Below are 12,555 nucleotides of genomic sequence, written 5' to 3'. Positions count from 1 at the left end.
CCCGGCCTAGTCGTGGTGGGAATATCGTTTATTGTTAGTTTTCAACGCCTGACAGGCAGAATGAGCATTGGAAGCGGGCTTGGGCGCATGAGGAACCGGCATGGGGTAAGGCAGGCGATGCGGCGGGATGCGGGCGGTGGCCCGGGCTCGCCGACAGACGCTCAGGAGCGGTTTCCGGCCGTTCGCGCCCGCATAACGGTCGGCCGACCCAGCGCTCGTCGCTGCAAGACGGGAGGTCGTCTATGATGGCGCGCCAGAGCAAGAAGCTGGTTTCCGGCGACACCCATGCGAGCCTCGAATCCGAGATCGGCGAAGCGCTGCGCGCGGCCATTCTCGACGGCGAACTCAGCCCCGGAGCCCGCCTGATCGAGCTGGATCTCGCCAACCGCTTCAACGTCAGCCAGGGCACCATCCGCGCCGCGCTGAAATTCCTGCAGGCCGAAGGACTGGTCGAATACCGCCCGCGGCGCGGCAATTTCGTCATTACGGTCGAAAAGGCCGACGTCTACGAAATCTCGATGCTGCGCGAGGCGCTGGAATCGCTCGGCGCCCGCCTCGCCGCCAAACGGATCGACGATAGCGGACGCAAGGCCCTGGAAGCGCTGCTGCAATCGATGCGCACCGCTGCCGAGGCCGGCAACCGGGCCAAGCTGGTCGAGCTCGATTTCGAGTTCCACCGCACTGTGATCGAGATCTCGGGCCATCGCCGGCTGATGGAGATCTATAACCGGCTCGAAGGCCAGACCCGCATGTTCCTGCGACTGACCGACCGCTTCTACAGCGATCCGCACGACATCATCGAGCTGCATGCGCCGCTGGTCGACGCCATCTGCAACGGCGACGCCGAGGCGGCCTTCCAGCTGGCAAACCGGCATGCCGACGCCGATGCCGAAGAGCTGATCGAAAGCATGCGCTGACGGAGGCACAATCCGTCTGACCCTAGAAACAAAAGGCCGGAGCGCGATGCGCCCCGGCCTTTTGCATTATCGGATCCGATGGAGAAACCGGCACCTATTCGGTGACGACGACATCCTGGATGAACAGCTTGCCGTCGACGCGCGGCTTCCAGTCGATGCGCTCGCTCAGGCCGTAAATGTCCTGAACCCGCAGGATCGAATTGACATAGGCCTTGTCGAACGACCGCTCGGTGATCTTGGCGTAGAGCGCCTTGCGCTTGTCGACATCGGTCTCGAAGCGGGCGGTGTCGATCCACTCGGCCAGCTCGGCGTCGGCATTCGACGCGCCCGGGCTCGACGGGTGGTAGTAGGCGGTGATGGCGCGATCGACGTCGAACAGCTCGTTGGCGCTCGACGAGTAGTAGATGTCGGGGCGGACATCCTTGTTGAAGATCGTCGCCAGATAGTCGCTCCACTCGGGAATGCGGACCTTCACGTCGAGGCCGAGCGCCGTCCAGTAGGCGGCGACGGCTTCGACCGTGTCGCGATCCTTGAGGAAGCGACCGCCGGGCCCAACGACATTGATCGTGAGGCCTTCGGCGCCCGCTTCCTTCAGCAGGGCCTTCGCCTTCTCCGGATCATACGGATACGGCTTGACCGCATCGTTGAAGCCGAAGGCGGTTGGCACGGCCAGCTGGCCGGAGGCGACGCTGGCATTGCCTTCGAACAGGCCCTCGGCCAACTCCTCGCGATTGATCGCATAGAGCAGCGCCTGGCGAACGCGCGCGTCGGCGATCGGCGAGCCCTCGCGGGCGTTGAGGACGATGTAGGGCAGCTCGAGGCCTTCGACCTTGGCGACCTTCGGCAGTTGCGGCACGAATTCCGGCGCCACATTGTTGATCAGGTCGACTTCGCCCGACATCAGTCCGGCCAGTCGCGTGCTGGCGTCCGGAATGAAGCGGAATGTCACCTCGTCGACCTTCGGCTTCTCGCCCCAATAATCGGGATTGGCCTTGAGAACGACCTCCTCACCGCGGTCCCAGCGCTCGAACTTGAACGGGCCGGAGCCGATCGGATGCGCGGCAAAGTTCGGATCCGAGGCATAGGCCGGCGGCACGATCTTCAGCCAGTAAAGGCGCGCGGTCAGCGCCGGATCGGGCTTTTCGGTCGTGACGCGGACGGTACGGGCATCGACCGCCACGGCGTCCTTGATCGTCGAGACATAGGAGAACTGCCCGGACTTCAGGGCCGGGTCGACAATGCGCTTCAGGCTGAAGGCGACGGCCTTGGCGTCGAGCGGCTCGCCATTGTGGAACTTGACGCCGTCGCGGACCACGATCTCCCAGGTGAGCGGGTCGATCTGCTTCGGCAGCGCCTCGGCCAGGCCGGGCTTCAGATTGCCCTCGGCGTCGCGCACATAGAGCGTCTCGTAGAGATTGTCGTTGACCAGCCGCTCCGGGCCATCGTCCTGAGCCTGCGGGTCGAGCGTCGTCGGCTCCGCACCAATCGCCACGACGATCTCGGCCGCCGAAGCGCCGGCCGCAGCGGCCATCAGGAGGCCAAACGCCGATACCGAAGCCAGCGCCGTGCGCCGGAGAGTCGACCTGAGGTCCAGCAACGAGTTCATGAAAATCACCCAAGCAGCGAGTTGTCTAACACGGAGGCGATGTTGCACTTGCGATACGTGAAGAGTGAAGTCTATCCATGCTAATAAACAAGCCCCCCTTAGAAAATTACTCCAAGTAGACAATTCCCGCGCAAACGAGATTCTTGGAACTAAAATTCCTCCTATAGCCTGACAGTAGAACGACGTATCATGACCCTTGGTCGGCCGCGGCTTAGAACGAGCGACCATCGGAGAACCCGCGTGACCTATCCGGAAAATCAGGCGCCAGGCGCGAAACGGCCGCGACGCGCAGCCCCGTCAGCCGGGAAATCCCCGAAGCCGGAGGCGGCCGAACGCCGGCCGACCCGCCTCGCCGGGGGTGTCTCCCGTGGCTGATTTCATCCTGCGCCGCCTGCTGCACGGCGTCGTCGTCGTGTTCGGCGTCATGACGATCGTCTTCTTCGTCACCCGCATCATCGGCGACCCCGTCCAGGTCATGCTGCCAGTCGAGGCGACCGAGGCGCAGCGCGACCTCCTGCGCGGCCAGCTCGGCCTCGACCGCCCGATCCTGGAACAGTTCCTGCAATTCGCAGGCGATACGCTGACCTTCAATTTCGGCGACAGTCTGTGGCAGCGCCGGCCGGCGATGGAGATCGTGCTGCAGCGCCTGCCGATGACGGCCCTGCTGACCGCCGTCGGCATCGGCGCGGCGATCCTGCTCTCGATCCCGCTCGGCATCATCGCGGCGCTGCGGCCGGACGGCATCGTCGACCGCACCACGGTCGTTGCCAGCCTGGCCGGCCTGTCGATGCCGCAATTTTGGCTCGGCCTGCTCCTGATCATCCTGTTCGGCGTCAAGCTCGGCTGGCTGCCGACCTCGGGCGCCCGCTCACCGGCGCATATCGTGCTGCCGGCGATCACGCTGGCCCTGCCCTCGCTCGCCCGTCTCGCCATGGTGGTGCGCACCGCCATGATCGACGAGCTGAACCGGCAATATATCAAGGTGGTGCGGGCCAAAGGCCTGAAACGGATCCGCGTCGTCGGCGTACATGCGCTGCGCAACGCCTCGGTGCCGATCCTGACCCTTTCCGGCTGGGAGATCATCGGCGCGCTCGCCGGCAATGTCGTCGTGGTCGAGTCGATCTTCGCCTGGCCCGGCCTCGGCCTCACCGTCATCCAGTCGATCGAGCGCCAGGACCTGATCCTGCTGCAGGCCGTCGTCTTCACGGTCGCGGTCATGGCCGTCTGCATCAACATCGCCCTCGACATAGCACACCGCGCGATCGACCCGAGGGTCAGCGCATGACCGATCTCGCCATGACCGGCAGACCCGCGAAAAAGCCGAGCGTTCCGGCGCAGCTGCTGCGCGAATTGCTGCGCGACAAGCCCGCCGCGCTCTCCACCCTGTTCCTGCTGCTGCTGGTTTTCGCGGCCATCTTCGCGCCGCTCGTCGCCCCGCATGATCCGGCGACGCAGGCGTTGCGCGCGCGGCTCGATCCGCCCTTCTGGCTCGAGGGCGGCAGCTGGTCGCATATCCTCGGCACCGACAATCTGGGCCGGGACGTGCTGTCGCGCATCATCTACGGCGCCCGCACCTCGCTGACCGTCGGCCTCTGCGTCGTCGCCATCGCCGGCTCGTTCGGGGTGACGATCGGCCTCGTCGCCGCCTATGTCGGCGGCAGGGTCGACAATTTCGTCATGAGCTGGGTCGACACGCAGCTGTCGTTCCCCGACCTGCTGCTGGCGCTGACGGTGTTGACCGTGCTGGGTTCGTCGCCGGTGACCGTCGTCGTCATCCTGTCGATCAGCGGCTGGATGGTCTATGCGCGCATGACGCGGGGCATCGTCAAGTCGACCCGCAACGAGGGCTATGTCGAGGCGGCGGAACTGGTCGGCTGCTCGATCCCCCGCATCATCTTCGTCCATATCCTGCCCAACCTTGCCGCGCCGCTGTCAACGCTGCTGATCCTCGAATTCGCCCGCGTCATCCTGGCCGAGGCGGCGCTTTCGTTCCTCGGCATGGGCATCCAGCCGCCGGCGACCTCCTGGGGCCTCGATATCGCGGTCGGCAAGGATCACATCTTCGGCGCCTGGTGGCTGGTGACCTTCCCCGGCGCCGCGATCGCCCTCACCATCCTGTCCGCCAATCTGCTCGCCGCCTGGGTCAGAACCACCGCCGATCCGCAGGAGCGCGAAAAGCGCTTTGCCCGTTCGGCCGCCGGCCGCCAGATGCGTGAGCGCAAGGTCGAAGCATGAGCGCGCCGCTTCTCGAAATCGACGATCTCGTCGTCTCCTTCACGACGCGACGCGGCCGCATCCAGGCAGTGCGCGGCGTGACGCTGCAGGTCCATCCCGGCGAGACGCTCGGCGTCGTCGGCGAGAGCGGCTCCGGCAAGAGCGTCACCATGCAGGCGGTGATGGGCGTGGTGGATTCGCCCGGCGCCGTCGAAAGCGGCGACATTCGCTGGCGCGGCAAGTCGCTGCTGGCCAGCGCCGTCGAGGCGGAGGACCTTCGCGGCCGTGACATCGTCATGGTGTTCCAGGACGCCATGACCTCGCTGGACCCGCTGTTCCCGATCGGCACCCAGATCGGCGAAGTGCTGGCGCGGCATCGCGGCCTCAAGGGTCCGGCGGCCCGCGCCCGCATCCTCGAATTGCTGGAGCTGGTCGGTATTCCGAATGCAGCGGCGCGGCTGAACTATCTGCCGCACCAGTTTTCCGGCGGCATGCGCCAGCGCATCATGATCGCGATGGCCCTCGCCGCCGACCCGTCGCTACTGGTCGCCGACGAGCCGACCACCGCGCTCGACGTCACCATCCAGGCGCAGATCGTCGATCTCCTGATCGAGCTGCGCGACCGGCTTGGCCTCGCCATCGTCCTCGTCACCCATGATCTCGGCCTCGTCGCCGAGCTCTGCGACCGCGTCGCCGTCATGTATGCCGGCCGGATCGTCGAAGTGGCGGATGTCTGGAGCCTGTTCGCCGCCCCCGCCCATCCCTACACGGCGGGCCTGCTCAGGGCGACGCCGGCGATCGGCGACCTGCCGGAGCGGCTCGATACCATCGAGGGCAGCCCGCCCGACCCGTCCGATCTGCCGGCCGGCTGCGCCTTCCGCCTGCGCTGCCCGCGCGCCGACGCCACCTGCGTCGTCGAACCGCCGATGTCCCATCCGGACACCGGCCGCAGCGTGCTGTGCTGGCACCCCGAACCCCCGCCCGTCACCACCCGCCCGGAGACGGCGCATGTCTAGCGAGACCCACGCCGCGCCGCTGATCGAGGCCGTCGGCCTCTCCGTTAGCTATCCGGTGCCGCGCGCCGCCTTCTGGCACAGGAAGCCGGCGCCGTTCCGCGCCGTCGAGGATGTCAGCTTTTCGATCGGTCGCGGCGAAACGCTGGGCATCGTCGGCGAAAGCGGCTCCGGCAAGAGCACGATCGGCCGCGCCCTTCTCGGCCGCGTGCCGCTGTCCTCCGGCCGCGCCGTCTTCCACGGCAGGGACATCTCCAACCTTTCGGGCGGCGAGATGCGCCGCATGCGCCGCCATATCCAGGCGGTGATGCAGGACCCCTATGCCAGCCTCAACCCGCGCATGCGGGTCGCCGACATCATTGCCGAGCCGCTGCTGGTGCACGGCATCGCCAGCGGCTCCGAGGCGCATGCCCGCGTCGCCGAGCTGCTCGATCTGGTCGGCCTGCCGGCCGATGCCGGCGCGCGCCACCCCGGCACCTTCTCCGGCGGCCAGCGCCAGCGCATCGGCATCGCCCGCGCGCTCGCCATGGAGCCTGCCTTCATCGTCGCCGACGAGCCGGTCTCGGCGCTCGACGTGTCGGTGCGGGCCCAGATCGTCAACCTCTTCCGCGACCTGCAGGAGAAGCTCGGCGTCTCCTATCTGTTCATCGCGCATGACCTGGCGATCGTCCGCCACGTCTCGCACCGCATCGCCGTCGTCTATGCCGGCCGGATCGTCGAGATGAGCGCGCGCGACGATCTCTACGCCACGCCGATCCACCCCTATACGCGGGCGCTGCTCGACGCCGTGCCGGTGCCCGACCCGCTCCATCGCCGCGCGAGACAAACCACGATCCGCGGCGAGCTGGGCGCGATCCCCTCCGCCGGCTGCCGTTTCGCGCCGCGCTGCCCGCTCGCGACCGAGCAGTGCCGCCGCGAGGCGCCGCCGCTGGTCGCCAAGGCGCCGGCCCATCTCGCCGCCTGCTGGAATGCCTGAACGGCACCGGCCCGGCAAAGCCGCGCGGCGCGGGGCTTTCCTGGCTCAGCAATCCGATTGACCGGTCATTCCGGCTATGCCAGCCTCCGATAGGAGCCATGGACATAAGGCCCGACAAGCGGCCGGCTCTTGGGAGGACTGAGACATGAGAAAATCACCCGTAGTGGGTGCGCTCGCCCTGCTGTTGCTGGCCGGTGCCGCCCATGCCGATACGTCGGCCAAGAAGATCGCCTTCTCCAACAATTACGCCGGCAATTCCTGGCGGCAGGCGATGCTGAAGAGCTACGACATCATCACCAAGAAGGCCGTCGCCGACGGCATCGTCGCCGCGTCGGACGTGTTCACCACCGCCGACCAGGAAGTGCCGACCCAGGCGGCGCAGATCCAGAACCTGATCCTGCAGGGCTATGACGCCATCGTCATCAATGCCGGCTCGCCGGACGCGCTGAACGGCGCCGTCAAGCAGGCCTGCGACGCCGGCATCGTCGTCGTCTCCTTCGACGGCATCGTCACCGAGCCCTGCGCCTATCGCGTCGTCGTCGACTTCAAGGCGATGGGCAAGGAACAGGTCACCCAGATGGCGAAGTTCCAGCCGAAGGGCGGCAATCTGCTCGAGATCCGCGGCCTCGCCGGCACCTCGATCGACGAGGAGATCCACGCCGGTATCCTCGAAGGCATCGCCGCGAACCCGCAGTTCAAGATCGTCAATTCGGTCACCGGCAACTGGGACCAGACGACGGCGCAGAAGGCCGTCGCCACCGTGCTGCCCTCGCTGCCCGACATCGTCGGCGTCGTCGACCAGGGCGGTGACGGCTATGGCGCGGCGCAGGCCTTCGCCGCCGCCGGCAAGCCGCGTCCGACCATCATCCTCGGCAACCGCCAGGACGAGCTCGCCTGGTGGAAGGAGCAGAAGGCCAAGGACGGCTACCAGACCTGGTCCGCCTCGATCGCACCGGGCGTCTCCTCGCTCGCCTTCTGGGTCGCCCAGCAGGTGCTCGACGGCCGCACGGACATCCCGCACGACCTGCTGGTGCCGTATCTCGCCTTCACGCAGGAAGACTTCGAGGCAGCCCTGCCGAACATCCCCGAGGGCGGCGTCGCCACGCATGAATACACCCAGGCCGACGCGATCGAAGCCATCAAGGCGAACATCAAGTAGCCGGCGCGGGAGCCGTTTTCGAGCGAGGCGGTTCGCGTGAAGGAAACGCGACCCGGCAAGTGGTAGAGCCTTCCACCGTTTCCATGAAGCGGTGAAAGGCCCTAGCTGCCCTCCTACCATCTGGTTGAATGCGGGTTGGAATGTCCGAGGGTAGCCCTGTCATCGTGAAACTGGACGGCGTCGAAAGGCATTTCGGCGCCGTTCGGGCCCTGGACGGCGTCGACCTTGTCGTCGGCGCCGGCGAATGCGTCGGGCTGGTCGGTCATAATGGCGCCGGCAAGTCGACGCTGATGCATATCCTGGCCGGAACCGGCACGCCCGACCGCGGCACGATCGCCATCGGCGGGACGCTCGAAACCGCGTACTCCGTCGCGCGGGCGCAAAAACTCGGCATACGCTGCGTGTTCCAGGAGCTGTCGCTCTGCCCGAACCTGACGGTGACGGAGAACACGCGCATCAGCCATGCAGCCCTCAAGGGGCCGGGCTGGCGACAGCGCTCAACGGCGTTGATCCGCGCCAAGCTCGACGAGATCTTTCCCGGCCACGGCATTGACCCTTCCGACGTCGTCGGCGACCTGGCGATCGGCCAGCGCCAGATGGTCGAGGTGGCGCGCGCCTTCACCGTCACCGACGAGCCGCTGCGGCTGGTCATCCTCGACGAACCGACTTCGTCGCTCGACGCCCACACCGCCGGGCAGTTGCTCGCCTTTATCGGGCGGGCGCGCCAGCAGGGCATCAGCACCATCCTGATCTCGCATGTCCTGGGCGAGATCCTGTCGACCTGCGACCGCGTCGTCGTCATGCGCGACGGCCGCGTCGTGGCGAGCGACACCGCATCGTCCTTCGATCGCGACCGGCTGGTCGGCACCATGGGCGGCGCCCGTCATCGCGACGGCGACACGGCGACGCGCGCGCGGACGCGCGGCCAGACCCCGGTCAAGGTGCGGGCCCGGCCGCGCAACCAGCAGGGCTCGGCCGAACTCGTCGCCCATGCCGGCGAGATCATCGGCCTCGCCGGCCTTGCCGGCCATGGCCAGACCCGCCTGCTGCTCGACATCTACGGCGCCTCGACCCATCGCCGCCCCGGCGTCGAAATCGACGATCCCGTCGCGCTCGTGGCGGGCGACCGCCAGACCGACGGCATCTTCCCGCTCTGGTCGATCGCGCAGAACATCGGCATCCGCTCGCTCGCCGGTCTCAAGCGCGGCTGGCTGCTGTCGGCCGAGCGCGAACAGGCGCTCGCCCGCGCCTGGCAGGCGAAGATCGGCATCCGGACGCCGGACCTCGACAACAACATCCTGTCGCTCTCGGGCGGCAACCAGCAGAAGGTGCTGTTTGCCCGGGCGCTCGGCTCCGATGCCCGCATCATCCTGATGGACGACCCGATGCGCGGCGTCGACATCGGCACCAAGCTCGAGGTCTACGACCTGATCCGGGCCGAGGCGGGCAAGGGCCGCACCTTCCTTTGGTACACGACGGAGATGGACGAGCTGAGCCATTGCGACCACGTCTACGTCTTCCGCAACGGCCGCATCGTCGCCGACCTCGCCCATAGCGAACTGACCGAGGAAAAGGTGATCCAGTCATCGTTCGAGGAGGCCGGCGACCGGGCCCGGGAGCGCGCATCGTGAGCTCTGCCGCCTCCGCCGAAACGTTGTCCCGCTCGGGCTTCCGCTCACCCGCCTTCGCCCGCCTGCTGCGCGCGCTGCTGCCGGCGCTGTCGATGACGCTGATCCTGATCGCCATCGCCTGGTTGAACCCGCGGGCGATCAGCTATTTCGGCTTCTCGCTGATGCTGAACCTGGCGATCCCGATCGCGCTCGCCACCATCGCCCAGATGTTCGTCATCACTGTCAACGAGCTCGACCTATCGATCGGCACGTTTGTCGGCTTCGTCGCTTGCGTCACCGCCACCTGGCTGCGCGATGCGCCGCTGTTGGGCATCGTCGTCCTGCTCGGCTCGATCGGCGTCTATGCGGCGCTCGGCGCGCTGATCCACCTGCGCAACCTGCCGTCGATCGTCGTCACCCTCGGCATGAGCTTCGTCTGGCAGGGCCTGGCGATCCTGATGCTGCCGAAGCCGGGCGGCAAGGCACCGGACTGGCTGCAGGCCTTCATGAGCCTGAAGCCGCCCTTCGTGCCCTTCCCGATCATCGCCGCCATCGTCATCGGCCTGGTCGTGCATTTCGGACTGATGCGGACCTCCTATGGCGCGGTACTGCGCGGCACCGGCGGCAACGCCCAGGCGATCCGGCGCGCCGGCTGGTCGATCCTCAAGACCAAGGTCACGATGTTCGCGCTGACCGGCGTGTTCGGCGTGCTGTCGGGCATGGCACTGGTCGGCATCACCACTTCGGCCGACGCCAATCTCGGCAATGGCTACACGCTGCTGGCGATCGCCGGCGTCATTCTCGGCGGCGGCGAATTCGTCGGTGGCCGCGTCTCGCCGATCGGCGCCGTCATCGGCGCGCTGACGCTGGCGCTGGCCGCCTCGCCGCTTTTGACCTTCATGCATATCCCGCCCGACTGGCAGGTGGCGGCGAACGGCGCCATCCTGATCATCGTTCTCGCGGCACGCGCGCTGATCAGCCGCCGGGAGGGAGACCGGTGAGCGCGATCCGAACCCTCCTCGCCCGCCCCTGGATCTGGTCCTATATCGGCGCACTCATCGTCTGGCTCGCCGCCATCACCTTCACCGGCGGCTATGGCGCTGGCGGTATGATCACGGCGGCGCTGTCGCTCGCCGTCTTCATGGTGATCGTCGGCATCGGCCAGATGTTCGTCATCACGCTCGGCCCCGGCAATGTCGACCTGTCGCTGCCGGCCAATATCGGCCTCGCCAGCGCCGTCGCCATGAAGGTGATGGGCGGCAGCAATTCGATGATCGCCGTCGGCTTGATCGCGGCGCTGGCGAGCGGCATGGCGGTCGGCGCGTTCAACTATCTGCTGATCCGGGCGCTGCGCATTCCGCCGATCATCGCCACGCTGTCGTCGAGCTTCATCGTGCTGTCGATCGACATCGCCTATGGCCGCGGCCTGCAGATCAAGCCGCCGCCGGCCTTCGCCGATTTCACCAACATCCAGTTCTTCGGCGTGCCGATCCTCGCCATCGGTGGCGCCATCTTCGCCTTCCTCGCCGGCATCGCGCTGCAGAGGATGATCTATGGCCGCTCGGTGCTGGCGATCGGCCAGAACATGCGCGCGGCCTGGCTTGCCGGCATCCCGGTCGAGCGCATCCGCTTCTTTACCTACACGCTCTCCGGCGCGCTCGGCGGCATCAACGGCGCCCTGCTCGCAGGCTATTTCCGCGGCGCCAGCGTCGATATCGGCAATGAATATCTCCTCAGCTCGATCGCGGTCGTCGTCATCGGCGGCACCTCGGTCGCCGGCGGCAAGGCCAATGTGCCCGGCATCTGGGGCGCGGCGCTCTTCCTCGTCCTGCTCCTCACCATGCTGAACACCTTCGGTGTCAGCGCCGGTGTCCGCCTGCTCCTGACCGGGCTGATCATCGTCGGCGTCATCACGGCGGCAGGGGGACAGAAAGCCCTGCGCTGAGGCCACACCACTTGTCCGCCGCCCCAGCCGGCCGGCATCGATGTTGACATCTCCGCCGGGGGCTGGTTTCACCTTTTGACCGAACAAACAAATTCTAAAAAGCCACCAAGGGGGGCCAATTGATGAAGTTCCTGACTGCCGCCGCGATCGCGACCCTCGCCTTCGTCCAGCCGGCCCTCGCACGCGACGTCACCGTCGATGTCACCGCCATCGTCGAGCATCCGGCGCTGGACGCCGTGCGCGACGGCGTCAAGGACGCGCTCGGCGAAGCCGGCTTCAAGGTCGGCGAGAACCTGACCTACAACTACGAGTCGGCGCAGGGCAATCCCGGCACCGCCGCCCAGATCGCCCGCCAGTTCATCGGCAACGGCCCGGACGTCATCGTGCCGATCTCGACGCCGTCGGCCCAGGCCGTCGTCTCCGGCACGCGCGACATCCCGGTCGTCTTCTCCGCCGTCACCGATCCCGTCGGCGCGCAGCTCGTCAAGCAGCTGCAGAAGCCGGGCGGCAACGTCACCGGTCTTTCCGACCTGTCGCCGGTTGCCGATCACGTCGCGCTGATCAAGGAGATCCTGCCGTCGGTGAAGACCATCGGCGTGCTGTTCAATCCGGGCGAGACCAACTCGGTCACGCTGGTCGAGCTCTTGAAGAAGTATGGCGCCGAACAGGGCATCGCCGTGGTCGAGTCGGCCGCGACCCGCTCGTCGGAAGTGCAGAACGCTGCCCGCGCGCTCGCCGGCCGCGTCGACGCCATCTACGTGCCGACCGACAACACCATCGTCTCGGCACTGGAATCGGCGGTCACCGTCGCGATCGAGAGCAAGCTGCCGCTTTTCACCGCCGACACCGACTCGGTCTCGCGCGGCGCCGTCGCAGCACTCGGCTTCAACTACTATGACGTCGGCAAGCAGACGGGCGCCATCGTCGTCCGCATCCTGAACGGCGAGAAGCCGGGCGACATCGACATCAACGTCGCCGCCGGCACCGACCTCGTGATCAACCCGGCCGCGGCCGAGAAGATCGGCCTGACGCTGCCGAAGTCGGTCGTCGACCGCGCGACCAAGGTCATCAAGTAATCCAGGAATGGCCCGGCCCAGCGCCGGGCCCTTTCTTGA

Annotated in this window: 11 protein-coding genes; 10 read left to right on the top strand and 1 reads right to left on the bottom strand. The window is 67.1% G+C overall.

All coding sequences use genetic code 11. The annotated features are described in order from the left end of the window. The first annotated feature begins 242 nt into the window (after window positions 1–242). Entirely contained in the window at window positions 243–917 is a 675-nt protein-coding gene (locus G342_RS0111075) for a GntR family transcriptional regulator (RefSeq protein WP_018183208.1), read from the top strand. 94 nt (window positions 918–1,011) lie between these two features. Here the strand turns inward: G342_RS0111075 and G342_RS0111070 are convergent, their stop codons facing one another. Continuing rightward, window positions 1,012–2,523 (bottom strand): ABC transporter substrate-binding protein, encoded by a 1,512-nt coding sequence (locus tag G342_RS0111070; RefSeq protein ID WP_018183207.1) that lies wholly within the window; start codon window positions 2,521–2,523, stop codon window positions 1,012–1,014. 367 nt (window positions 2,524–2,890) lie between these two features. Between G342_RS0111070 and G342_RS0111065 the strand changes: the two genes are divergently transcribed. The 9 genes from G342_RS0111065 (at window position 2,891) to G342_RS0111025 (ending at window position 12,516) form a co-directional block, all read left to right on the top strand. Then, complete coding sequence (locus G342_RS0111065; RefSeq protein WP_018183206.1) at window positions 2,891–3,808, top strand: ABC transporter permease; 918 nt, start codon at window positions 2,891–2,893, stop codon at window positions 3,806–3,808. Then, window positions 3,805–4,758 carry an ABC transporter permease gene (locus G342_RS0111060; protein ID WP_018183205.1) on the top strand — a complete coding sequence of 318 codons (954 nt, stop codon included), beginning with the start codon at window positions 3,805–3,807 and terminating at the stop codon, window positions 4,756–4,758. Before G342_RS0111065 ends, G342_RS0111060 begins: the two co-directional genes overlap by 4 nt. Beyond that, window positions 4,755–5,753 (top strand): ABC transporter ATP-binding protein, encoded by a 999-nt coding sequence (locus G342_RS0111055; protein WP_018183204.1) that lies wholly within the window; start codon window positions 4,755–4,757, stop codon window positions 5,751–5,753. The genes G342_RS0111060 and G342_RS0111055 overlap by 4 nt, the downstream gene beginning before the upstream one ends. Then, window positions 5,746–6,726 carry an ABC transporter ATP-binding protein gene (locus tag G342_RS0111050; RefSeq protein WP_018183203.1) on the top strand — a complete coding sequence of 327 codons (981 nt, stop codon included), beginning with the start codon at window positions 5,746–5,748 and terminating at the stop codon, window positions 6,724–6,726. Before G342_RS0111055 ends, G342_RS0111050 begins: the two co-directional genes overlap by 8 nt. A 145-nt stretch (window positions 6,727–6,871) precedes the next feature. After that, window positions 6,872–7,885 carry an ABC transporter substrate-binding protein gene (locus G342_RS0111045; protein ID WP_026304330.1) on the top strand — a complete coding sequence of 338 codons (1,014 nt, stop codon included), beginning with the start codon at window positions 6,872–6,874 and terminating at the stop codon, window positions 7,883–7,885. A 140-nt stretch (window positions 7,886–8,025) separates the two neighbouring features. Beyond that, a complete protein-coding gene (locus G342_RS0111040) occupies window positions 8,026–9,516 on the top strand; it encodes a sugar ABC transporter ATP-binding protein (protein ID WP_018183201.1) in 1,491 nt (496 codons plus the stop codon). Between the two features lie 92 nt (window positions 9,517–9,608). Beyond that, on the top strand, window positions 9,609–10,496 hold the full coding sequence (locus G342_RS0111035) for an ABC transporter permease (RefSeq protein ID WP_425402221.1): 888 nt from the start codon (window positions 9,609–9,611) through the stop codon (window positions 10,494–10,496). Continuing rightward, window positions 10,493–11,440 carry an ABC transporter permease gene (locus tag G342_RS0111030; protein ID WP_018183199.1) on the top strand — a complete coding sequence of 316 codons (948 nt, stop codon included), beginning with the start codon at window positions 10,493–10,495 and terminating at the stop codon, window positions 11,438–11,440. Before G342_RS0111035 ends, G342_RS0111030 begins: the two co-directional genes overlap by 4 nt. A 122-nt stretch (window positions 11,441–11,562) precedes the next feature. Beyond that, window positions 11,563–12,516, top strand: coding sequence for an ABC transporter substrate-binding protein (locus G342_RS0111025; RefSeq protein WP_018183198.1), 954 nt, complete (start codon window positions 11,563–11,565; stop codon window positions 12,514–12,516). The last annotated feature ends 39 nt before the right edge of the window (window positions 12,517–12,555 follow it).

The organism is Kaistia granuli DSM 23481 (assembly GCF_000380505.1).
Lineage (GTDB): Bacteria > Pseudomonadota > Alphaproteobacteria > Rhizobiales > Kaistiaceae > Kaistia > Kaistia granuli.
This window is presented reverse-complemented; position numbering and strand designations above follow the sequence as displayed.